The sequence below is a fragment of the Kitasatospora sp. NPDC040550 genome, assembly GCF_055594965.1.
Genome location: NZ_JBVIWC010000008.1, coordinates 72631 through 94265 on the forward strand (window position 1 = coordinate 72631; position 21635 = coordinate 94265).

Annotated in this window: 21 protein-coding genes; 16 read left to right on the forward strand and 5 right to left on the reverse strand. The window is 72.8% G+C overall.

The window, feature by feature from the left end:
* Positions 1-101: 101 nt before the first annotated feature.
* A complete protein-coding gene (locus ACZ58X_RS14240; protein ID WP_470333940.1) occupies positions 102-1202 on the reverse strand; it encodes a citrate synthase 2 in 1101 nt (366 codons plus the stop codon).
* A 417-nt stretch (positions 1203-1619) separates the two neighbouring features.
* Here ACZ58X_RS14240 and pdxH point away from each other — a divergent pair, with 417 nt between their 5' ends.
* The 11 genes from pdxH (at position 1620) to ACZ58X_RS14295 (ending at position 16506) form a co-directional block, all read left to right on the forward strand.
* Positions 1620-2252 carry a pyridoxamine 5'-phosphate oxidase gene (gene pdxH, locus ACZ58X_RS14245; RefSeq protein WP_470334112.1) on the forward strand — a complete coding sequence of 211 codons (633 nt, stop codon included), beginning with the start codon at positions 1620-1622 and terminating at the stop codon, positions 2250-2252.
* Between the two features lie 190 nt (positions 2253-2442).
* Complete coding sequence (gene fxsA / locus ACZ58X_RS14250; RefSeq protein ID WP_350504982.1) at positions 2443-2637, forward strand: FxSxx-COOH cyclophane-containing RiPP peptide; 195 nt, start codon at positions 2443-2445, stop codon at positions 2635-2637.
* A gap of 133 nt (positions 2638-2770) precedes the next feature.
* Positions 2771-4165, forward strand: a complete 1395-nt coding sequence (locus ACZ58X_RS14255; protein WP_470333941.1) for a TIR-like protein FxsC — start codon at positions 2771-2773, stop codon at positions 4163-4165.
* Positions 4162-8175, forward strand: a complete 4014-nt coding sequence (fxsT, locus tag ACZ58X_RS14260) for an FxSxx-COOH system tetratricopeptide repeat protein (RefSeq protein ID WP_470333942.1) — start codon at positions 4162-4164, stop codon at positions 8173-8175. Before ACZ58X_RS14255 ends, fxsT begins: the two co-directional genes overlap by 4 nt.
* A 44-nt stretch (positions 8176-8219) precedes the next feature.
* Positions 8220-9398 (forward strand): FxsB family cyclophane-forming radical SAM/SPASM peptide maturase, encoded by a 1179-nt coding sequence (locus tag ACZ58X_RS14265; RefSeq protein WP_470333943.1) that lies wholly within the window; start codon positions 8220-8222, stop codon positions 9396-9398.
* 142 nt (positions 9399-9540) lie between these two features.
* A complete protein-coding gene (locus tag ACZ58X_RS14270) occupies positions 9541-10629 on the forward strand; it encodes an aKG-HExxH-type peptide beta-hydroxylase (RefSeq protein ID WP_470333944.1) in 1089 nt (362 codons plus the stop codon).
* Between the two features lie 348 nt (positions 10630-10977).
* Complete coding sequence (locus ACZ58X_RS14275) at positions 10978-11163, forward strand: hypothetical protein (protein ID WP_470333945.1); 186 nt, start codon at positions 10978-10980, stop codon at positions 11161-11163.
* A 53-nt stretch (positions 11164-11216) separates the two neighbouring features.
* Positions 11217-13619, forward strand: coding sequence for an FxsB family cyclophane-forming radical SAM/SPASM peptide maturase (locus ACZ58X_RS14280; RefSeq protein ID WP_470333946.1), 2403 nt, complete (start codon positions 11217-11219; stop codon positions 13617-13619).
* 16 nt (positions 13620-13635) lie between these two features.
* Positions 13636-14412: an AAC(3) family N-acetyltransferase gene (locus ACZ58X_RS14285; protein ID WP_470333947.1), complete on the forward strand. Its 777-nt coding sequence runs from the start codon at positions 13636-13638 to the stop codon at positions 14410-14412.
* A gap of 251 nt (positions 14413-14663) precedes the next feature.
* Positions 14664-15332 carry a DUF4097 family beta strand repeat-containing protein gene (locus tag ACZ58X_RS14290; RefSeq protein ID WP_470333948.1) on the forward strand — a complete coding sequence of 223 codons (669 nt, stop codon included), beginning with the start codon at positions 14664-14666 and terminating at the stop codon, positions 15330-15332.
* Between the two features lie 85 nt (positions 15333-15417).
* Positions 15418-16506: a serine hydrolase domain-containing protein gene (locus ACZ58X_RS14295; RefSeq protein WP_470333949.1), complete on the forward strand. Its 1089-nt coding sequence runs from the start codon at positions 15418-15420 to the stop codon at positions 16504-16506.
* Positions 16507-16741: 235 nt separating this feature from the next.
* Here ACZ58X_RS14295 and ACZ58X_RS14300 read toward each other — a convergent pair whose 3' ends face one another.
* Both ACZ58X_RS14300 and ACZ58X_RS14305 read right to left on the reverse strand, forming a co-directional pair.
* The gene (locus tag ACZ58X_RS14300) at positions 16742-17194 is read right to left on the reverse strand and encodes an SRPBCC family protein (protein ID WP_470333950.1); all 453 of its coding nucleotides are present in this window, start codon (positions 17192-17194) and stop codon (positions 16742-16744) included.
* 26 nt (positions 17195-17220) lie between these two features.
* Complete coding sequence (locus tag ACZ58X_RS14305) at positions 17221-17610, reverse strand: VOC family protein (protein WP_470333951.1); 390 nt, start codon at positions 17608-17610, stop codon at positions 17221-17223.
* Between the two features lie 128 nt (positions 17611-17738).
* Here ACZ58X_RS14305 and ACZ58X_RS14310 point away from each other — a divergent pair, with 128 nt between their 5' ends.
* Complete coding sequence (locus ACZ58X_RS14310; RefSeq protein ID WP_470333952.1) at positions 17739-18590, forward strand: helix-turn-helix domain-containing protein; 852 nt, start codon at positions 17739-17741, stop codon at positions 18588-18590.
* On the opposite strand, the gene ACZ58X_RS14315 is transcribed toward ACZ58X_RS14310, so the two are convergent.
* Together ACZ58X_RS14315 and ACZ58X_RS14320 are read right to left on the reverse strand one after the other, a co-directional pair.
* Complete coding sequence (locus ACZ58X_RS14315; protein WP_470333953.1) at positions 18587-18781, reverse strand: DUF397 domain-containing protein; 195 nt, start codon at positions 18779-18781, stop codon at positions 18587-18589. The two genes, ACZ58X_RS14310 and ACZ58X_RS14315, sit on opposite strands and share 4 nt — an antisense overlap.
* 2 nt (positions 18782-18783) lie before the next feature.
* Positions 18784-19638, reverse strand: coding sequence for a helix-turn-helix domain-containing protein (locus ACZ58X_RS14320; RefSeq protein WP_470333954.1), 855 nt, complete (start codon positions 19636-19638; stop codon positions 18784-18786).
* Between the two features lie 157 nt (positions 19639-19795).
* On the opposite strand from ACZ58X_RS14320, the gene ACZ58X_RS14325 reads away from it, so the two are divergent.
* The 4 genes from ACZ58X_RS14325 to ACZ58X_RS14340 all read left to right on the forward strand — a co-directional run bounded on the left by ACZ58X_RS14325 (position 19796) and on the right by ACZ58X_RS14340 (position 21564).
* Positions 19796-20173, forward strand: a complete 378-nt coding sequence (locus ACZ58X_RS14325; protein WP_470333955.1) for an ATP-binding protein — start codon at positions 19796-19798, stop codon at positions 20171-20173.
* Entirely contained in the window at positions 20170-20415 is a 246-nt protein-coding gene (locus tag ACZ58X_RS14330) for a hypothetical protein (RefSeq protein ID WP_470333956.1), read from the forward strand. Before ACZ58X_RS14325 ends, ACZ58X_RS14330 begins: the two co-directional genes overlap by 4 nt.
* Positions 20416-20532: 117 nt before the next feature.
* On the forward strand, positions 20533-20991 hold the full coding sequence (locus ACZ58X_RS14335) for a MarR family winged helix-turn-helix transcriptional regulator (protein WP_470333957.1): 459 nt from the start codon (positions 20533-20535) through the stop codon (positions 20989-20991).
* A 45-nt stretch (positions 20992-21036) separates the two neighbouring features.
* Positions 21037-21564: a hypothetical protein gene (locus ACZ58X_RS14340; protein ID WP_470333958.1), complete on the forward strand. Its 528-nt coding sequence runs from the start codon at positions 21037-21039 to the stop codon at positions 21562-21564.
* Positions 21565-21635: the final 71 nt, after the last annotated feature.

Below are 21635 nucleotides of genomic sequence, written 5' to 3' on the forward strand. Positions count from 1 at the left end.
CTGAGACTGTGATCTTCGCGGCTCGGGGAACGCCGACAGCGGGCCCGGACGGAGCCGGACCCGCTGGTCAGAGGCGTTCGATCGGCCGCTCGGGCGGGGGATCAGTGCGCGATGGCGTCCCAGCCCTCGATCTCCTCGGGGCGGCGCGGGCCGGGGCCGATGTAGCGCGCGGAGGGGCGCACGAGGCGACCGGTGCGCTTCTGCTCCAGGATGTGCGCCGACCAGCCGGCGGTGCGCGCACAGGTGAACATCGAGGTGAACATGTGCGCGGGGACCTCGGCGAAGTCCAGCATGATCGCGGCCCAGAACTCGACGTTGGTGGCCAGCACGCGGTCCGGACGGCGGTTGTGCAGCTCCTCCAGCGCGGCCTTCTCCAGCGCCTCGGCGACCTCGAAGCGCGGCGCGCCGAGCTCCTTGGCGGTGCGGCGCAGCACGCGGGCGCGCGGGTCCTCGGCGCGGTAGACGCGGTGGCCGAAGCCCATCAGGCGCTCGCCCTTGTCCAGCGCGTTCTTGACCCAGGCGGTCGCGTCGCCGGTGCGCTCGATCTCCTCGATCATGCCGAGCACGCGGGACGGGGCACCGCCGTGCAGCGGGCCGGACATCGCGCCCACCGCGCCGGACAGCGCGGCCGCGACGTCGGCGCCGGTGGAGGCGATGACCCGGGCGGTGAAGGTGGAGGCGTTCATGCCGTGCTCGGCGGCCGAGGTCCAGTAGGCGTCGACGGCCTTGACGTGCTTCGGGTCCGGCTCGCCCCGCCAGCGGATCATGAAGCGCTCGACGACCGTCTCGGCCTTGTCGATCTCGCTCTGCGGGACCATCGGCAGGCCCTGGCCGCGGGCGGACTGGGCGACGTAGGACAGTGCCATCACGGCGGCCCGGGCGAGGTCGTCGCGGGCCTGCTCGGCGGAGATGTCCAGCAGCGGCTTGAGGCCCCAGACCGGGGCGAGCATGGCGAGCGCGGACTGGACGTCGACCCGGATGTCACCGGAGTGCACGGGGATCGGGAAGGGCTCGGCGGCCGGCAGGCCGGGGTTGAACTTGCCGTCGACCAGCAGGCCCCAGACGTGGCCGAAGGAGACGTGGCCGACCAGGTCGTCGATGTCGACACCGCGGTACCGCAGGGCGCCGCCCTCGCGGTCGGGTTCGGCGATCTCGCTCTCGAACGCGACGACTCCCTCAAGCCCGGGTACGAAATCGGACATGCGACGGCTCCTTCAGTTCTGCGATCGGTGCTCCGCCGTGGTGGGGCGGCGCTCCAGTGACCGAATCGTGGTTGGCACTCGGTGCCAGAGTGACAGGCACGGGGTGCATTGCGCCATACACCACCGCGGTGATGTTTCCCGTGGGACCACTTGACTTTCCCGTCGAGGGTCGGTCGTGCCCGGGGGACTCCCGGAACCAAACGCCAGGTTCCGGACAATTCCCCGTACGGCGGGCAGTCAAGCGGTGGCGAGTCACCATATCTCCGACCGGGGTTTGTCCGGAGGTAGCGGTGCCGGTTGCTTGTCGTACGGGATGATGTTGGCGTGCAGACCCCGGAACGCGCCCAGTCGACGCCCCTGAGCCCCGCCACCCGGACCCCGGCCGACGAGCCCCGCCCCGGTCCGGACCCCACCGTGATGCGCAAGCACTACATCCACGAGGGACTGGCCGAGGAGCAGCTCGCGCCCGAGCCGATCGGGCAGTTCGCCCGCTGGTTCCACGAGGCGGACGACGCCGGGGTGGTGGAACCCAACGCCATGGTGCTCTCCACCGCCGACGAGCGGGGCCGGCCCAGCTCGCGCACCGTCCTGCTCAAGGGCTTCGACGTCCGCGGCTTCGTGTTCTTCACCAACTACGGCTCCCGCAAGGGCTCCGAGCTCGCCGCCAACCCGTACGCCGCGCTGCTGTTCCCGTGGATCGCGCTGGGCCGCCAGGTGATCGTCCGGGGCCCGGTGGAGAAGGTCGGCCGGGACGAGACCGCCGCCTACTTCCGCACCCGCCCGCACGGCTCCCAACTCGGCGCCTGGGCCAGCGAACAGTCCAGCCCGGTCGAGAGCCGCGCCGTCCTCGAACAGCGCTACGCCGACCTGGAACGCCGCTACCCCGAGGGCGAGGGCGTCCCCGTCCCGCCGTTCTGGGGCGGCTACCGGGTCGTCCCGGAGGAGGTCGAGTTCTGGCAGGGGCGCGAGAACCGGCTGCACGACCGCCTCCGCTACCTCGCCGACCCGGCCGGCCCCGGCGGCTGGCGGGTGGAGCGCCTCTGCCCGTGACCGCCGGGGCCGGGGCGGGTTCCTCGGCCGAGCCCCTGCGCGGCGGGCCACCGGATCTGATGAACCGTCACCGTTTTGTGTAGAATGTGCGCGTCGCGGACCGGGGTCGAGGATTTTTCGGCCGCCGGCCCGCCGTGCCTGCGTGATCGGGTCGTGCCTGCGTGCATCGTAGTGAGGGACTAAGGGACTGATGGGCGTCACCGGTGCGGAAACCGTCGCTGGCCTCGACTCCGACCTGGTCGACGTCGCCGCCCTGCCGCTCGACGAGCTCGACGCCCTGCCCGACACCGTCCTCGGCGACCTGCTGCGCCGGGTCGTGGCGGACGCCCTGACCCCTGGGGCCGAGCCGCTCGCCGCGTTCCAGTCGGCGCTCGAACTCCGCTGACCCCACCGCTGACCGCCGGTTAAACCCCCATTGGTGAACGAGATCGCCAACTCTTGCACCAGCTGGTGCGGTTGACGACATGCTGGGTAAGAAACCAGCGCCGTCACGGCACCGTCAGGGTCGGGGGGAACAGGTGAGTGAACGGGAACAGCAGCGACCGTACTTCTTCTTCAGCTACGCGCGTCGGGACTTCGAGGCGGGGGACGCCTTCGTCGACCAGTTCTTCAACGACCTGAGGGACGAACTCGGGCGCATCCTCGGACCGGCCGTGCAGGCCGACGAACTCGCCTTCCGGGACACCGAACGGCTCCGGCTGGGCGACGAATGGGCCGAGAAGCTCGCGCTGATGCTCGGCCGCAGCCGGACCATGGTGGCGCTCTACTCCCCGGCCTACTTCGCCAGCCTCTACTGCGGCAAGGAGTGGACGGCCTTCCGCGGCAGGGTCCGACGCCACCACGAGGAGACCGCGGAACTGGTCTCGGCACTGATCCCGGTGCTGTGGGAACCGGTCGCGCCCGGGGACCTCGTCACCGAGGTCACCAGGATCCAGTGGGCCCAGCCGGACATGGGCGAGGCCTACGCCCGGCACGGCCTGCGGGCCCTGCTGCGCACCGCCCAGCAGGACGCCTACCGGCAGGTCGTCCGGGTCGTCGCCGGACGGGTCCGGGACGCCGCCGTCCGGCGGCTCGCCGAACTGCCCGAGTTCGACCTGGAGGCCGTCCGCGGCTACTTCCCCGGGCCGGCCGCGCCGGCGCCCGCCGCCGAACCCGGCATGGTCCGGCTGTTCATCGCGGCCGGCCGGGCCTCGGAGGCCGCCGCCGAGGGCGGCTCCCGCCCGGGCGGCTGGTACGGGGCCAGGCCGTGGAACTGGACGCCGTTCTACCCGCCCGCCCAGCCCTCGCTGGCCTCCCGCGCCCAGCAGGTGATCACCAACGCCGGGCACATCACCACGCTGGAGGAGATCGGCGCCGGGCTCGGCGAGAAGCTCGACCAGGCCCGGGAGGACAGCCAGGTCAGCGTCCTGCTGGTGGATCCGTGGGCGGCCGAGACCGAGCGCTACCGGTCCGCCCTGCGCGAGTACGACGACCAGAACCATCCGGTCACCGGCGTGGTCGTGCCGATCGGCGGCAGCGACCCGGACGGGGAGCGCGAACCGCCGTGGACCGGCGTGCGCGCCGTCTTCCGGCGCAACTGGTTGCGCCGGCGCGACCCGGAGCACTTGTTCCGGGTCAAAGTGAGCCAGGAGAGCTTCGACAGCGACCTCGCCATCATGGTGACAGTTGCTCAGAACAAGCTCATGGACGACAACTTGGATTGGGGGGACGATGGCGGCGACGCCTTCGGCTTCGGCCCGGGCGGCGGCCCGGACATGCCGGGCCTCGCCATTCCGGCCGGTCCGCCCGGCCCCTCCGGTCCGTCGCGGAGCCCGTCCGCGCGCCGGGAACCCGAACCGCCACCGAAGGACCTGCCCGGCCAGCGCCCGGGCAGCCACGACGGCTCAGTCCCGCTGAGGGGAGACGGACGATGAGCATCGAGCCCGGCACGGAGCCCGGACGCGGCGGACCGGGATCGGTCGTCACGTTCTACTCCTTCAAGGGCGGCACCGGCCGGACCATGGCGCTCGCCAACGTCGGCTGGATCCTCGCCAGCCGGGGCCTGCGCGTCCTGGTGGTCGACTGGGACCTGGAGGCGCCCGGCCTCCACCGCTACTACCACCCGCTGCTGGTCGACCCCGAACTCCACTCCACCGACGGCCTGATCGACCTGCTGCGCGGGTACGTCAAGCAGGCGCTGCCCTCCGCCGCCGGCCCCACCGGCCAGTCCCCGGCCGCCTGGCTGGACGAACCCGGGCGGCTGGAGGGCTACACCTGCGGCCTCGCCCTCGACCTGCCGGCCGGCGGGCGGCTCGACTTCCTCCCGGCCGGCCGCCAGAACGCCGCCTACGCGGCCGCCGTCACCAGCTTCAACTGGCGCAGCTTCTACCACGGCCGGGACATCCGCGGCGGCGAGTTCCTGCGCGAACTGCGCGAACGCTGGGCCCGCGCCTACGACTACGTGCTCATCGACAGCCGCACCGGGGTCAGCGACACCTCCGGCATCTGCACCGTCCTGATGCCCGACACCGTGGTCGACTGCTTCACGTTCAGCGCCCAGAACATCCGCGGCGGCGTCGACGCCGCCAAGGCCATCGCCGAGGCCGAGGAACGGGCCATCCGGGTCCTGCCGGTGCCGATGCGGGTCGAGGACGCCGAACAGGAACGCCTCGAAGCCGGCCGGGACTTCGCCCGCGAGGCCTTCGCCCCGTACCTCGGCCGCTGGCTGCCCGGCGACCGCCGGGCAGCCTACTGGGCCGACGTCGAAGTGCCGTACAAGCCCTTCTATGCCTACGAGGAGGTGCCCGCCACCGTCGCCGACCGGCCGCAGGAGGCGCGCAGCCTGCTCAACGCCTTCGAGCGGCTGGCCGAATGGATCACCGACGGGCGGGTCCGCTCGCTGCGCCCGCTCGGCTCCGAGGCCCGCCGCCGCCTGTACGGCGCCTACCTGCGCTCCGCCCGGGCAGTGCCCCGCCAGGTCTACGTCAGCTACGCGCCCGAGGACCGGATGTGGGCCGAATGGGCGGCCGGCACCCTCACCCGCTTCGGGTACCAGACCTCCCTGCACAACGCCGCCGAACCGTACACCGGCCAACGGCCGCCGGAGGTCGCCGGACCGCTCGACGGCCAGGGCCGGCTGCTCGCGCTGCTCTCGCCCGAGTACACCGCGCTGCCCCGGGCCGGCGAGGTCTGGCAGCTCCTCCAGGGGCGTGAACTGCCCTCCGGCACCTCGGCGTTGGTAGCCCTGCGGCTGCAGGACTCGGACGAGCCGGTGCCCCGGCCGTTCATCGGCCAGGCGGTGCCCGACCTGGTCCGCTCCTCGGCGACCGGCGCCGAGGCCCAGCTGTACGGCGAACTCGGCCCGCCGCCCGGCAGCAACCGCCAGTTCGACACCGACAGCGGCGAGTTCATCGCCCCCGCCCGCTTCCCCGGCACCGCCCCGCAGGTCCAGGACGCGCCCTCGCGCAACGCCGCCTTCATCGGCCGCGGCAAACTGCTCGAACTGCTCCGCAACCGCTTCACCGGCGGCCCCGCCGCCGTCCTCAGCCAGGTGCTCTACGGCTTCGGCGGCGCCGGCAAGTCCCAGATCGCGGCCGAGTACGCGCACCGCTTCAAGTCCGCCTACGACGTCATCTGGTGGGTGCCCGCCGAGGAGCCCGCCAACATCCCGCAGAAGCTCGCCGAACTCGCCCCCCGGCTCGGCGTACCCACCAGCGACGACGTCGCCCACACCGCCGCCGCCGTCCTGGACGCGCTGCGCCGCGGCCACCCGTACCGCCGCTGGCTGCTGGTCTTCGACAACGCCGGCACCCCCGAGGAACTCGCCCCCTGGCAGCCCGGCGGCTCCTCCGGCGGGCACGTGCTGATCACCTCGCGCAACCAGGGCTGGGCTCGGCACGCCGGCCTGGTCGAGGTCGACGTCTTCCTGCGCGAGGAGAGCATCCGGCTGCTGCGCCGCTTCAACAGCGGCCTCTCCCCGGAGGACGCCGACCAGGTCGCGCACCGCCTCGGCGACCTCCCGCTCGCCGTCGGCCAGGCCGCCGTCTGGCTCCAGGAGACGTCGATGCCGATCGCCACCTACCTCGAACTGCTCGACGACGAGCTCACCGAGATGCTCGAACGCACCCGGCTGCGCCCCGCCGAGTACCCCCACTCCGCCGCCGCGACCTGGCGCATCTCGGTCGAGGAACTGCGACGGATGAACGCCCCGGCCGCCCAGATACTGGAACTCTGCGCCTTCTTCGGCCCCGACGCCATCCCGATGCGGCTGCTCTACAGCCGGGCCGTCACCCGCGCCCTGCGGCTGTCCCCGCGCGCGCCGCGGGACAAGCTCGCGATCGGCGAGTTCCTGCGCGCCATCAACCGGTTCGGGCTGGCCCGCACCGACCAGGGCAGCGAGACGATCACCGTCCACCGGCTGGTCCAGGCCGTGCTCCGGGACCAGGTCGAGGAGGAGCGGCAGGCCGAACTGCGCGGCGTCGTGCACGCCGCCCTGGCCACCGCCAACCCCGGCGACCCGGACATCCCCGCCAACTGGACCGAGTACGCCGAACTCCTGCCCCACCTCTGGCCGTCCGGCGCCGTCGACAGCGGCGACGAGGACGTCCGGCAGTGGATCATCGACTCGGTCCGCTACCAGTGGAAGCGCAGCCTGCACGAGTCCGGCCGGGAACTCGCCGAACGGGCCCTGGAGCACTGGCGCGCGGACGGCTACGGCGGCGCCGGCTTCGACGTCGACAACGACGCCCAGACGCTCATGCTGCGCACCCAGCTGAGCAACATCCGCCGCTCCCAGGGGGCCCTCCAGGAGGCCTACGAGATGGACCGGGACATCCTGGAGCGGTTCACCGCCACCCTGGGCCCGGAGCACTCCCACACCCTCGCCGTCGCCAGCAGCCTCGGCGCCGACCTGCGCTTCCTCGGCCGCTACGACGAGGCCAGGGCACTCGACCGCAGGACCCTGGACGCGGCCCGGCGCACCCTCGGGCCCGACCACCCGCGCACCCTGATGATCACCAACAACCTGGCCGTCTCCGACTACCTGGCCGGGGACCGCTACGCCGCCCTGGAGCGGCACCGCAGCAACTACCTCCAGCAGCGCGACGCCCTCGGCGCGCACAGCCTCTACGCCCTCTCCTCCGCCTCCAACTACGCCCGCGACCTGCGCGAGACCGGGCGGCTGCGGGAGGCGCTGGACCTGCTGGAGGAGACCGTGCGGATCTACCAGCAGACCATCGGCGACAGCCACACCGACACCCTGCGGGCCCGCAAGAACCTCGCCGTCGCGCTGCGCCGGGCCGGGCGCTACCACGAGGCCCTGGAGATCGACGAGGACATCTACCAGCGCTACCTGGACATCAACGGCCCCGAACACCCGGACACCCTGGCGGCCGCCACCAACCTGGCCAGCGACCTCAACGCGCTCGGCGACACCGAACGGGCGATCCCGCTGGCCGAACGGGCCCTCGCGCGGTACCGGGACTACCTGGGCGAGAACCACCCGGTCACGCTGGCCGGCGCCAACAACCTCTCGGTCTACCTGCGGCTGGCCGGCCGGATCGCGGAGGCCCGGGAACTGTCCGGGCGCACGCTGGCGCAGTTCCGGACCGTCCTCGGCCCGGACCACCTGTACATCCCGATCGCCATGATGAACCACGCGAACGACCTGGCGCTGGGCGGTGAGATCCGGGCCGCGCTCGCCCTGGAACAGGAGGCGGAGCCGCTGATGACCAGGGCGCTCGGCCCGGACCACTACGACTCGATCGGCATCAACTCCAACCTGTCGCTGTCCCTGGCGGCGGTCGGGGAGACCGAGCGGGCCGCCGAACTGCGGGCCGACTGCATCCGGCGGGCCCGGATCACGCTGGGGGAGGAGCACCCGACCACCGTCGCCGTGAAGGCCGGCACCAGGCTCGACTCGGACGTGGAGCCCCCGCACGTGTGACGGGCGATCAGGAGATGCCACCGGGCGGTGCTAGGTTCACGCGCATGGTGCCGTTCCGGCAGTTCCTGCTGAAGATCCACAGCCGCTGCAACCTCGCCTGCGACTACTGCTACGTGTACGAGGGCGCCGACCAGAGCTGGCGCGACCGGCCGCGGCGGATGGAGCTCGCCACCGCCCGCCGCACCGCCCGGAGGATCGCCGAGCACGCGGCCGAACAGGGGCTCGACGAGGTCTCCGTGGTGCTGCACGGCGGCGAGCCGCTGCTCGTCGGCGCGGCCCACCTGGACGCCCTGCTCGCCGAGTTGACGCGGATCGCCGAGGCCGGGCCGCGGGTGCGGTTCAGCCTGCAGACCAACGGGCTGCGGCTGCTGGACGAGCCCGCGCTGCTCGACGTGCTGCACCGCCACCGGGTCGGCGTGGCCGTCTCGCTGGACGGCACCCGGGCCGACCACGACCGGCACCGCCGGCTGCCCTCCGGCGCCGGCAGCTGGGAACGCACCGCGGCCGCCGTCCGGCTGCTCGGCTCCCAGCCGCACCGGGAGCTGTTCGCCGGCCTGCTGTGCGTCGTCGACCTGGCCGCCGACCCGGTGGCCACCTACGAGGCGCTGCTGGAGTTCGCCCCGCCCAGGCTCGACCTGCTGCTGCCGCACGCCACCTGGCAGAGCGGGCCGCCGGGCGTCCGCCGCGGCCTCCCGGCCGGGCCGCCCGGGCCCACCGACCCGGCGCCGTACGGCGAATGGCTGATCGCCGCCTTCGACCGCTGGTACGACGCGCCGCGCCGGGAGACCGGAGTACGGCTGTTCGAGGAGCTGTCCGTCCTGCTGCTCGGCGGTCGGGCCGCCAGCGAGGCGGTCGGGCTGGCACCGGTCGACCTGGTGGTGGTCGAGGCGGACGGCACCGTCGAGCAGGCCGACAGCCTCAAGGCGGCCTACGACGGCGCCGCCGGGACGGGCCTGGACGTGTGGCGGCACGGCTTCGCCCAGGCGGCCGCCCACCCGGCCTTCCGGGCCCGCCAGCGGGGCCTCGCCGGGCTCGGGCCGGAGTGCGCGGCCTGCCCGCTGGTCCGGGTCTGCGGCGGCGGGCTCTACGCCCACCGCTACGCCGGGGACGGCTTCGCGCACCCCTCGGTGTACTGCGCCGACCTGGACCGGCTGATCCGGCACATCGCGGGGCGGCTGCGGGCCGGGGTGGCGGAGCTGGCGGGGGCCGGGCGGCGGCGGTAGCGGGGCGGTCGGCGACGGGTGTGCTCACCCGTCCGGGTCATGCACGGGCCGGGACCGGCTGAGTCGGCGTCGCGCGGGGAGACTGCGGGCGGACCGGGCGGGGCGCCCGGCGATCCAGGGGACCTCACGAGAGGACGGACCGGTGACGGGTACGGGCGAGGCGGTGGCGGCCGGGGTGCCGGGCGCGCGCGGGAAACAGGGCAGCGGCGCGGCCGGAAGCGGTGCGGCCGGGCTGCGGCGGCACGGCCTGGACCGGGCGACCTTCCGGGCGATCGCGGCCGCCCGGGGCGGCCCGGAGGCCGTCCGGCTGCTGCGCGCCGGCCAGTTGAGCAAGCGGGCGCTGCTGCTGCTGGCCCTGCGCCGGACGGCGCCGCAGGACGAGGGCTACCGGGAGGCCTACCGCGCGGTGTGCGAACTCCAGCGGGCCGACCGGGCGCGCTGGGAAGAGGTGCTGCTGCGACCGGAGTTGGACGCCTGGGCGGCGGACTGCCTGGCTGCCCTCGCACGGGGCCGGGCGGTGCCGCTGGACGGGCTGGGCGAGTTCCTGCGGGCCGGGGCCGGGCCGGCGCTCGACCTGGAGTGCGAGGGGCTGCGCTGGGCGCCGGTGGTCGACCACCTCGGGCCGCGCCGGGTGGACTACGGGTGCCCGCCGGACGGTCCGCTGTCCGCCGCCGAACTCGGCTGGTGGGAAGTCCAGTTGGCGAAGGCCTGGGAGATCCTGGTGCGCCGGCACCGCCGGCACGCGGAGGCCGTGGCGGCCTGCGTCGCCGTGGTGGTGCCGTTGCGGCCCGCCCCCGGCGGCGAGGCGGTCAGTGCCGCCGCCCGACGGGCGTACGGCGCGGTGGCGGCCTCGCGGCCGGCCGAGCCGGTCCTGCTCGCGCTGGCCCTGGTGCACGAGTTCCTGCACGTCCAACTCGGCGCCCTGCTGGACCTCGTACCGCTCCACCTGCCCAACGGCCCGGCGGTCTACCACGCCCCCTGGCGGCCCGACCGGCGCCCGGCCGGCGCGCTGCTCCAGGGGACGTACGCGCACCTGGGGGTGGCCTCGTTCTGGGCGGCCGAGGCCGCCGCCGGGGTGAGTGAACCGGACCGCGCGGAACGGGAGTTCGCCTGCTGGCGGGGGCACACCCTGACGGCGGCCCGGACCCTGCTGGAGTGCGGCGAACTCACTCCGAACGGACGGGAGTTCACCGAGGAGCTGGCACGCTCCGTCCGGGAGCTGGGGGTCTGAGGCGCGGTACTCCGGACGGATTCGGCCGGCCGGGCGACGGTGCGGCGGAGCCGGGAGCGCCCGCCATGGGCGCCGCCCGCACCCCGGCGCGCATCCGTGCGGAGACCGGCCGAGCGGCTCGAACGCCTGCTCCGGTCAACGCGCTTCGGCGCGCGCGATGGCGAAGCGCGCGACCGCTGAACGGGTGAATTCTCGGGCTTCCGCGCGCCGTGGTACGGCGTCGGCCGGCTGGGCACACCAACTTGGGGAGGCAAGGTGCCGCGCGGAGACCTCGCGGGCACTACATTGGTCGCAACCGGGTGACCTACCCGGACTCGGCAGGTCCTAACCGCGCCTAAGGAAACGAATATGACTCCGGTAACCAGCACCAGGCCGGCCCGTAACCTCACTGACACTCAGGAGGCGCCGGAACGCCCGTCCCTCGCCGAGCTCGCCGCCCTGGGTGCGGAGGAACTCGCCGCCCGGCTGCAGCGCGCCCTTCCCGGCGCGGAATCCGGCCTCGTGCCGGTCGCGGCCTTCAACTCCTCGATCTGACCCGCTCCGGAACCTCGAAACGGACCCCAGGCCGAGCTGAACCCGCCACACCCATGACGACGCGAATTCCGGTGCCACTGACGCAATTCGTGGTCAAGATGCACAGCCGGTGCGATCTCGCCTGCGACCACTGCTACGTCTACGAGCACGCGGACAGCAGCTGGCGCTCCCGCCCCAAGGTGATCGGGGAGGGGATCCTGGCCAAGGCCGCCGAGCGGATCGGTGAGCACGCGCTCGCCCACCGGTTGTCCGCCGTCCGGGTCGTCCTGCACGGGGGAGAACCCCTGCTCGCCGGCCCGGACCGGTTGCGCCGCGCGGCCGAAGCGCTCCGGGCGGCGCTCCCGCCCGGCTCTGCCCTCGACCTGCGCATCCACACCAACGGCGTGCTGCTCAGCCGCGCGTTCTGCGAGCTGTTCGCGGAGCTGGACCTCAGGGTCGGCATCTCGCTGGACGGGGACCGGGCCGCCAACGACCGGCACCGGCGCTTCGCCGACGGGCGGAGCAGTCATCCACAGGTGCTGCGGGCGGTCGGGCTGCTGAACGAGCCCGAGTTCCGGCACCTGTTCGCCGGGCTGCTGTGCACCATCGACATCGAGAACGACCCGGCGGCCGTGTACCGGGCGCTGGTCGAACTGCGGCCCCCCGCCGTCGACTTCCTGCTTCCGCATGCGACCTGGGAGGACCCGCCGAAGCGGCTCCCGGGCGGTCCGGAGGACCCGTACGCGGACTGGCTGCTGGTTGTCCACAGGCTGTGGGAAACGGACGCGCGGCCGTTCGCCGTGCGCACCTTCGAATCCGTGCACCGGACGGTGCGCGGGCTGTCCAGCCTCACCGAGTCGCTCGGACTGGAGCCCTCCGACCTCGCGGTGCTGGAGACGGACGGGACCTTCGAGCAGGCGGACAGCCTCAAGACCGCGTACGACGGGGCGCCCGTCACCGGCATGAACGTTTTCGCGCACAGCCTCGACGACCTCGCCCGCCACCCCGGCATCGCCGCCCGCCAGTCCGGCCTGGCCGGACTGAGCGCGACCTGCCGGGCCTGCCCGGTGGTCCGCGCCTGCGGCGGCGGACTGTACGCCCACCGCTACCGGGCCGACAATGGCTTCGACAACCCCTCCGTCTACTGCGGTGACCTCATGACGCTCATCAACGGCATTGCGGGCAGCGCGGTTTCGGCCCCCGCACCGGCACCCGTGCCCACCCAGGGCGGCCGCCCGCTGCTGCCGACCGCGCTCACTCCGGCCCAACTCGACGAGCTGGCAAGGGGATACGGCGGCGCCGACACCATCGCCGCCCTCGGCGCCGCCCAACTCTCCCTCACCCGGGCGATGCTGGCCGCCGCCTGGGACGCCTCCGGGCAGGGCCGGGCCGCCGCCTGGGAGCTGCTCTCGGAGCTCGACGGGGCGGCGCCGGAGGCCGTGGACGCGGTGCTGGCCCACCCGTACGCCCGGGCCTGGGCCGCGCGGCGGCTCGCCGGGGACCTCACGGTCGGCCTCGGCCCGATGGCGGCACTGGCCGCCGCGGCCGCCGTGCGGGCCGGGCGCGGGGACGCCGTCACGGTGCCCGCCCGGGGCGGTCGGCTGCACCTGCCGACGCTGGGGCGGATCGCGGTGCCGGACGGCGAGGCCGTGGTCACCGGGCACGCCGACGGCTTCGAGGTGCGGGCCGCCGACGGGACGGTGTTCACCAGGCTGGACGACGCGCTGCGACGGGTCCGGCTGGCCGGCGGCTGGACGGTCGCCCTGGAGGACCTCGACCCGCTGCGCGACAGCCACGACCACCCGGTGGCCGACCGGCTGCCCGAAGCCGAACTGCTGGGCTGGACGGGCGCGTTGCGCGAGGCCTGGGAGCTGCTCGGGCGCGACCTGCCCGACTACGCGGAAGGCATCCGGGCCGGGCTGACGACGATCACCCCGCTGCGGCCCGGCCCGGCCGGCCGCGACGTCAGCTCGGCGGCGCGCCAGGCGTACGGCGCGGTCGGCATCGCCCGGCCCGCCACCGCGCCCACGCTGGCGCTGCTGCTCGCCCACGAGTTCCAGCACGTGAAGCTCGGCGCGGTGCTGGACCTGTACGACCTGTACGACCGGGCCGACGACCGGCTGTACTTCGCCCCCTGGCGGCCCGACCCGCGCCCGCTGGAGGGCCTGCTCCAGGGCACGTACGCCCACCTCGCGGTCACCGAGTACTGGGGCACCCGGACCGCCGCGTACGACGGTCTGGCGGGGGAGGCGGCCGACCGGGCGCGGGCACAGTTCGCGCTCTGGCGGCAGTACACCGCCGAGGCCGTCGAGCGGCTGGCCGGATCCGGGGCGCTGACCGGCCTGGGGGCCCGGTTCGCGGCCGGGATGGGGGAGAGCGTCGCGCCGTGGCTCGCCGTACCGCTGCCCGCAGCGGCGGAACGGGACGCGGAGCGGGCGCGGGAGGAGCGGAGCCGGCTCCGTTTCGTCGAGGCCTGAACCGAAGGGGTGTCGGATGATCACCACCGCTGAGCTGGCCGACCGCTTCGCCCGGCTGGGCGTGCGGCCGGGCACGGTACTGCACGTCCAGGCGTCGCTGCGGACCCTCGGGCCGGTCCGGGGCGGGGCGGCCGGGGTGGTCGACGCCCTGCTCGAAGTCCTGGGTGCGGAAGGGACGTTGGTGGCGTTCACCAGCACCCCCGAGAACTCCTCGACCTCACGGATCCACCAGGCCGCGATCGCCGGGCTGACCCCGGCCGAGATCGCGGAGCACCGGGCGCGGATGCCGCGCTTCGACCCGGCCACCACCCCGGCCTCCCCGACCCTGGGCGCGCTCTCCGAAGCCGTCCGCACCCGCCCCGGCGCCCTGCGCAGCAGCCACCCGCAGACCTCCTGGACGGCCCTGGGCCCCCGGGCGGAGGAGATCACCTCCCGGCACCCCCTCACCTCCCACCTCGGCCCCGACTCCCCGCTCGGCCGACTGTACGAGCTGGACGCCCGGGTGCTGATGCTCGGCGTCGACATGGCCCGCTTCACCGCCTTCCACCTCGCCGACCTGCGCCAGCCCGACGTACGGATCCGCGAGTACGGCTGCGTCACGGCGGACGGCTGGACCAGCTTCCGGGCCCCCGACCTGGACGACCTGCACTTCGCCGACCTCGGCGCGGAGGTGCTCGCCGCGGCCGAGGGCGTCACCACCGGCCGGATCGGCGGCGCGGACTGCCGGCTCGTCCCGGTCCGGGAGGCGGTCGACCTGGCCGACGGGCTGCTCCGGGCCCGGGCCCGGAGCTGAGTCCCCGGGCCCAGGGCTGAGCCCTTCGCAGCGGCCCCGCATAGCGTTCGCCCTCAGTCCATTGCAATGAATGGGCTGAGGGTCGTTGCATTCCTGGCAGGACTGTTGCAATGATTTATGGCCGTTGAGCTGCAATGATTAGTCTGTGGCGCGGTTCGGCTGTTGCCGGAGTGCAGAACGCAACGTAGCGTTTCCTTCATCAGAAAGCGGCGGGCCACCGGGTCCGCAACGCGGAGAAGAAGGAGAGCACGATGCAGAAGTTCGCCACCCCCACCCCGGTCTCGGCCGTCCTGGACATCCCCGCCGGCCGCATCCGGATCATCGCCGCCGACCGGGCCGACACCGTGGTCGAGGTCCGGCCCGCCGACGCCGGCCGGAGCCGCGACGTGAAGGCCGCCGAGCGGGTCGAGGTCGCCTACGCCGACGGCGTGCTGCGGGTCGAGACCCCGGAGGCCGCGAACCGCCTCCTCGGCAACTCCGGCTCCGTCGAGATCACCGTCCAACTGCCCACCGGCTCCCGGGTCGACGCGACGGCCGCGCTGGCCGAGTTCCGGGGCGTCGGCCGCCTCGGCGACGTCACCATCGAGGCCGCGCAGGGCACCGTCAAGCTCGACGAGACCGCCGGCGCCCGCCTCGACCTCCAGGCCGGGGACATCGCCGTCGGCCGACTCGGCGGCCCCGCCGAGATCCGCACCCGGAAGGGTGACCTGCGGATCACCGAGGCCGCGCAGGGCGCCGTCACCCTGCGCACCGAGTACGGGCAGATCGAGGTCGGCGCCGCCCGCGGGGTCTCCGCCGCCCTCGACGCCGGAACGGCGCACGGCCGGATCCACAACGCGCTCCGGAACGCCGACGGCACCCCCGGCCTCACCATCCACGCCACCACCGCCTACGGCGACATCACCGCCCGCAGTCTCTGATCCGCCCGTAGTTCCCTGATCCACCCGCAGTCTCCGATCCGCCCGCAGCCCCTGAACCGCACTCCCACCGGAAGCAGGAACCACCATGAGCAGCACCATCGAGCAGGACCGCCCCGAACTCCAGAAGGCCGCCCAGGACTTCGTCGACGCCGGCTTCGCGGGCGTCCAACTGCGGGTCCGCGACGAGCGCGGCGAGTGGACCGGCAGCGCCGGGGTGCACGAGCTCGGCGGGAGCGCGAAGCCCGCCACGGACGGGCAGTTCTGGATCGGCAGCACCACCAAGACCTTCGTCGCCGCCCTGGTGCTGCACCTGGTCGCCGAGGGCCTGATCGAACTGGATGCCCCCGTCGCCGAGCACCTGCCCCGCTTCGGCGGCCTGGACGGGCGGATCACCGTACGGATGCTGCTCCAGCACACCAGCGGCCTCTACAACTGCACCGGCGAGCTCGACGAGAAGGGGGAGTTCGTGCCCGGGCTGCCCTCGATCGGCAAGGCGTGGGTGGACAACCGCTTCCACGACTACCGGCCCGACGAGCTGGTCGAGTTCGCGCTCACGAAGCCGGCCCGGTTCGAACCGGGCGCGGACCAGAGCTACTCCAACACCAACTACACCCTGGCCGTCCTGCTGGTCGAGGCACTCACCGGGCACTCGTACGCCGAGGAGGTGCAGCGGCGGATCCTGCGGCCGCTCGGCCTGCACGACACCCTGGTGCCGGGCAGCCTCTCCGAGCTCCCCGGCCCGCACGCCCACGGCTACTACCGCTACCAGGACGGCGAGGAGTGGACGGTGGTCGACGTCTCCCGGCAGAACCTCTCGCTGCTCTGCGGCTCCGGGGACATGATCTCCACCACCCGCGACCTCCAGGTGTTCTTCGCCGCCCTGCTCGGCGGCCGGCTCCTGCCGGGCGAACTGCTGGAGCAGATGCGGACCCCGCACGGGATGCTCGGCTACGGACTCGGCCTGTTCGTCCAGGAGCTGGGCCCGGAGAACGGCGACATCACCATCGTCCACCACAACGGCGGCGCCCCCGGCGGCTACGGCGCCCTGATGATCGCCACCCCGGACGGCGCCAGGGTCCTCACCGCGGGCCTCACCACCGGCGACTCCGATCAGGACCCGGTCCAGACCTTCCCGCCCGCCCTGGACCGGCTGATCAAGGCGGTCTTCCGCTGACCCGGCCGCAGTCGCCCGAAGTCGCCGCCGCCGTACTTCGCCGGATGGGCCAGGGGCCCTGGGCACCGCCTCCAGCGGTGGCGTGACGCCCGCTGGCAGTGGACGCCGGTGCTCTCCGACACCCCGCTCACGGTCGAGCAGGTGGAGCGGGTTCGTCGGGAACGGACCGGCGCCGAGTAGCAGTTGAGCGCAGGAAGTCGGCCCAGCCGACTTCCTGCGCACGAGGATGACGCACTCAGTGCCGTCGAGGACGTGTCGAGGGCATGTCGCGGGCATCAGGAGCGAGGGCGGCGGCCTCCAGGGTCCGGCGGATCACCCGGATCCCCTGGTCGACCATCGCGGCGATGGGCTCCGCCAGGCCGGGCGGCTGCACGTCGGTGACCCAGACGAAGCGGCTGCGACCACCGGCTTCGGCGAACACCTGCATGGAGGCGTGGTGGTGGACGACGTCCAGAGAGCCGCCGACCACCGAGTAGGCGATGCGCCGGAGACCGTCGTCGAGCGAGACGATCAGCTCGTGCACCACCGTGCCGTCCGCGAAGGTCACCACCCGGACATCCCCCTCGACCCGGGTGCCGACCACGAACACGGGGGCGAGCCGGTGATGGACCTCGCCCCAGTCGCGGATCGCCGCCCAGACCCCCGCGGGGCCGGCCTCGATCAGGACCTCTCGGTGCACGGTTGCCACAGGGTGCTCCTTATCCGTTCGGACGGTCAGTTGGCGGCGGTCGCGGTGGCGGTCGCGGCCGGGACCAGGCAGAAGGGGTGACCCTCGGGGTCGGTGAGGACGACCCACCGGCCCTCGCCCGGCTGGAACTCCGGCCGGGACGCGCCGAGGGCGAGCAGCGCCTCGACCGCGCCCTCCAGGTCGGCGACGGTGAAGTCGAGGTGCAGGTGCCCGCTCCCCTCGGGCCACTGCGGCGCGCGGTGGCCCTCGGCGCGGACGAAGGCCAGCCCCGCCCCCGCGCTGCCCGCGCTGAGGGAGGCGAAGTCCGCGTCGCTGTAGGTGAGTTCCCAGCCGGTGGCGTGCTGGTAGAAGGCGGCGAGCGCGACCGGGTCGGCGCAGTCGACGACCACGGTGGCGAGCTGTTCGAGAACGGGCATGAGCGGACTCCAGGATCGTGAACGAGCGCAAGCCGTACGGGCTTCGGTGAGGAGCCTCGCCCAGCAGCACCGCCCCGGTCTTGAACATCCTTGCGCCGCTGTCAGACCCGGTGCGTAGCGTTCGAGAGGTGCTCACCGCCGACCCTGTCGCCACCCGCCCCGGCTTCGCCATCAGTGCGGTGTCCTGCCGGTCCGACCACAGCCGCTGGTCCGCGCCGGAGGTACGGGCCGACTACCGGGTGGTGCTGGTACGGAGCGGGAAGTTCCGCAGAACGACCGCCGGAGTTCCCGCCGACATCGACACGGCCCTCGGTTATGTGGGCGTCCCGGGCGAGGAGGAGAGCTTCGCCCACCCCTCCGGGGGCGACGTCTGCACGTCGATCAGCCTGACGCCGCACCTGTGGCGCTCCCTGGCCGGGGACGGGGCAGAACCGACCGCGCAGACCCTCTACACCGACCCGAAGCTCGACCTGGCCCACCGGCGCATGCTCGCCGCCGCTCGCTCCGAGGACATCGACTACGCGCTCGCCGAGGAGTTGCTGGGGCTGTTGTCGACGGCCATCGGCCGCACCGTCGCCGGGCGAACCCTGGTAGGAGACCCGGCAGTCGAGCGCGACCGGAATCTCGTCGCGGCCGCCCGCGAGGCGATCGCCGAGGCCGACCCGGCCGCGGACACGCTGTTCGGACTGGCCCAGTCGCTCGGAGTCTCCCCCTACCGCCTCAGCCGGGCCTTCCCGCGCCACCTCGGCGTCTCGGTGACCCACTACCGGCACCGCATCCGCATCGGCCACGCCCTCGACCGCCTGGAGGCCGGCGAGACCAGCATCAGCACCCTCGCCGCCGACCTCGGCTACGCCGACCAGGCCCACCTCACCCGCACCGTGCGCCAACACCTCGGCCACACGCCGACCGCCCTGCGGCGGCTGCTGAGCCCCGTGCCCCCGGCGGTGGGCCGGGGGCACGGGGCCGGCGGGGCTTAGGCGGTGAAGTGGTCGAACTCGCCGGCCTTGGCGCCCTGGATCCAGGCGTTGAGCTTGGCGCGGGTGGTGGTGACGACGGTGGTGGGGTCGTCGGACTCGCGGAGGTAGACACGGTCGCTGTCGGAGGCGATCTCCAGGCAGTTGGTGCTGGTGCCACTAAAGCTCGACTTCTTCCAGTTGAGCTGTTCCATGCTTACCTTCCTTGTACTGCGTATCGAACGTGCTGGAGCAAGCCCCAGGAGTCGCGAGAGGTGGGCGACGGTTCGGACGCACTTGCCGACAAGGGTGGGAGTGCCAAGCCCCTGAGTCGTTCGAACTGCCGCCGGAATGAGGCTACTGCTTCGGGATCGCCGAGAAATGGCGAGCCCTGGGGCTGCTCCATCAGAACGGTGTCCAGCTTGGTGTGTCCGCCGTGAAGCAGCATGAATGGGGTGTCGGTCCTGGCGAAGACAGTGCAGTCGAACGGCAGGATCTGGATGGTGATGTGAGGCAACCTGCCGACCTCGATCAGGTGGTTCAACTGGTCGCGCATGATGGTTGGCCCGCCGTACATCATTCGTAGCGCAGCCTCGTGGATTACGGCGTGGAATGGCGTCTTGTTCTCAGAGCTCAGGATTTGTTGCCGCTCCTGGCGGAACTCGACGGGCTTCTCCGAGTAGTCGAGGATGACTTCGCTGTAAGCCTTGGTCTGCAGCAGGCCCGGGATGAGTAGCGTCTCGTAGGTATCCAGTCGGGTGGCGCTGCGCTCGAACTCGGCGAGATCAAGGGCTGAGGTCGGGACGTGGTGCCGGTAGTCGGTCCACCAGCCCTTGCCGTTGCTCTGGCTCATGTCGAGCAGGCCCGCGCGGTATTCGGGGTCGTTGGCATGGCAGGCGTCGAGCCAGAGGTTCAGGCGAACAGGATTGATACCAAGCCTGGCCGACTCCGTGTGACTGACGGCCGGGCCCTTCATGCCGACTAGATCGCCGAGCTCCGGCAGGGACATACCCGCACCGGTTCGAAGACGTCGCAGTTCATCGCCAAGTCGACGTTGCCTCTCGCTGATCACGGTCCTGAATCCCATTCATATGCCCTTCTCGCGCAGAGGTTCGGCTGCCGATGGCCACCTACTCGCAGTATAGATCCAAGCACGGAGAGTGTTGCAGGATTGTGGTGGTTGGCCCTACAGTCAACTCACCAACTCTTGCACCGCTGGGAGACTCCCCATGTGTGACCCCAACCTCAACTCCCCCTCCCTCCACGTGTCCCGTGAACTGTTGCGCGAGGCCATGGCGCGCGCCGGGTACGACCTCGCCGCGATCGCGGATGCCGAACTCGCCCTCGCGGAACTGATCGTGAACGCCTGGAGGCACGGCCGGACCCCCGCGCCGGTCGTCGTCATCTCCGTCGAGTCCGGCACCCTCCGGGTCGACGTGGCCGACCTCAGCCCCCTCCTCCCCGAACGCCGCAAGCCCTCCGAACTCTCCGAGTGCGGCCGTGGGTTGCAGTTGGTGGAGGGGCTCACCCACCGGTGGGGCGCCGAGCCGCAGACGTTGGGCAAGCGGGTCTGGTTCGAGCTGTCGCAGGGCGATGGTGCCGCGTGAACGCCCTCCATCCGATCCACCCGGCCGATCCGGCGATCCACCACCTCACCGGCCCCCAGCTCACCGGGCTGATCGTGGAACTCCGGACCGAGGGGCGTGAGTTCGGCCTGCTCTGGCCGTCCGCCAAGCCGGGCGAGACCGTCCTGGACGGTCGGGTGCTCGTGGATCTGGGCAACGTCCCCGCCAGTACGGTGATCAACCTGCTCGCACTGCTGCGGGAGTTCAAGCGGCACCGGAACTGAGCGGTGCCAAGTTTGCTACTGGCGAGGAGGCGCGGACGGAACGCTTGACCTCAAGTCGGCTTCACCTTCTAGTGTCGGTCGTGTCGAAATGACCGATGCGAAGGGGAGGGATCGGCCGTGGAGTACTCGCACAGCGATGCCGAATTGATCAAGCAGCCCGTCGGCTACTGGAGTTGGGCCGCGTACAAGGCCGTCGTCAACCGCACCCGTGGGGCGCTGGCCGAGCTCGGTGCCACGCAGCCGCAGTGGTGGGTGCTCGCCCAGCTCGCCCGGGCCGAGGAGCCGAGGACCCGCGACGACGTCTCCGCCGTCCTGCGCGACTACCTCGACACCGGGCAGGACGCTCTCGACGCCGAGATCGACGCGACCGTCGAGCGCGGCTGGGTCGCCGAGCCCGCCGGAGGCCCGCTCGTACTGACCTCCGAAGGCCGGGCGTTCTTCGACCGGGCGGCCGCTCTCCAGGACGAGCTCTGGGCCGAGCGCCATGCGGGCGTCTCCGACGAGGAGTACCTGACCACGCTGAAAGTCCTGCAGCGGTTCATCCACAACACCGGAGGACAGGCCTGGCACCACTGAGCGTACGGAGTCCGGCTGTCCGACCCCGTTCCTAGGATCGGCGCCATGCCCGATGCCTTCACCGTCCTCTGGACCCACGACACCTGCCGTGCCCTGCGCAAGGGGGGCCGGGTGGGCGAGCGGCCGCCCGTCGCCTACAGCGGGGTGCACCAGTCGCTGCCCGCCTGGTCGACGGCCGAGGCCGGGGACGAGGTGTACGCGCTGCACGTCAGCCGGTGCGAGGTGTTCGTGGTGAGCCGGATGCGGATCGTCGACCGGGAGCCCGGCGAGTGCTGCGGCGCCGCCCGAGCGACCTGGGAGGACCCCGCCTTTCCAGGGCACGACGCCTGGTGGATGCTCGGAGCGGGCGGCTGCGGTGCCGAGGCCGTCCACGTGGACGGGACGCCCGTGCGCTTCGACCAGCGGATACCCGGCGAGCTGCTCGGGCGGCTCGCCTGGCGCAACCAGCGGGGCAGGGCCCGAGGGTTGAAGTACCTGGTGGACGGCCGCCTCGAACGCTCCGTCAGCCTCCAGGGCTTCTACCGCCTGACCCCCGAGTCGGCCGACGAGCTCGCGCAGCTCGTCGGCCGGTGACCCGGCCCGTGACCCAGCCGGTGACCCGGCCCGTGACCCAGCCGGTGACCCGTTCGGGGTGCGGTCGGGGT

Excerpts from the sequence above, each read along its gene's own strand:
- ACZ58X_RS14240 (WP_470333940.1), bottom strand. The coding sequence starts at position 1,202 with ATGTCCGATTTCGTACCCGGGCTTGAGGGAGTCGTCGCGTTCGAGAGC.
- pdxH (WP_470334112.1), top strand. The coding sequence starts at position 1,620 with ATGCGCAAGCACTACATCCACGAGGGACTGGCCGAGGAGCAGCTCGCG.
- fxsA (WP_350504982.1), top strand. The coding sequence starts at position 2,443 with ATGGGCGTCACCGGTGCGGAAACCGTCGCTGGCCTCGACTCCGACCTG.
- fxsT (WP_470333942.1), top strand. The coding sequence starts at position 4,162 with ATGAGCATCGAGCCCGGCACGGAGCCCGGACGCGGCGGACCGGGATCG.
- ACZ58X_RS14265 (WP_470333943.1), top strand. The coding sequence starts at position 8,220 with ATGGTGCCGTTCCGGCAGTTCCTGCTGAAGATCCACAGCCGCTGCAAC.
- ACZ58X_RS14275 (WP_470333945.1), top strand. The coding sequence starts at position 10,978 with ATGACTCCGGTAACCAGCACCAGGCCGGCCCGTAACCTCACTGACACT.
- ACZ58X_RS14280 (WP_470333946.1), top strand. The coding sequence starts at position 11,217 with ATGACGACGCGAATTCCGGTGCCACTGACGCAATTCGTGGTCAAGATG.
- ACZ58X_RS14285 (WP_470333947.1), top strand. The coding sequence starts at position 13,636 with ATGATCACCACCGCTGAGCTGGCCGACCGCTTCGCCCGGCTGGGCGTG.
- ACZ58X_RS14290 (WP_470333948.1), top strand. The coding sequence starts at position 14,664 with ATGCAGAAGTTCGCCACCCCCACCCCGGTCTCGGCCGTCCTGGACATC.
- ACZ58X_RS14295 (WP_470333949.1), top strand. The coding sequence starts at position 15,418 with ATGAGCAGCACCATCGAGCAGGACCGCCCCGAACTCCAGAAGGCCGCC.
- ACZ58X_RS14305 (WP_470333951.1), bottom strand. The coding sequence starts at position 17,610 with ATGCCCGTTCTCGAACAGCTCGCCACCGTGGTCGTCGACTGCGCCGAC.
- ACZ58X_RS14315 (WP_470333953.1), bottom strand. The coding sequence starts at position 18,781 with ATGGAACAGCTCAACTGGAAGAAGTCGAGCTTTAGTGGCACCAGCACC.
- ACZ58X_RS14325 (WP_470333955.1), top strand. The coding sequence starts at position 19,796 with ATGTGTGACCCCAACCTCAACTCCCCCTCCCTCCACGTGTCCCGTGAA.
- ACZ58X_RS14340 (WP_470333958.1), top strand. The coding sequence starts at position 21,037 with ATGCCCGATGCCTTCACCGTCCTCTGGACCCACGACACCTGCCGTGCC.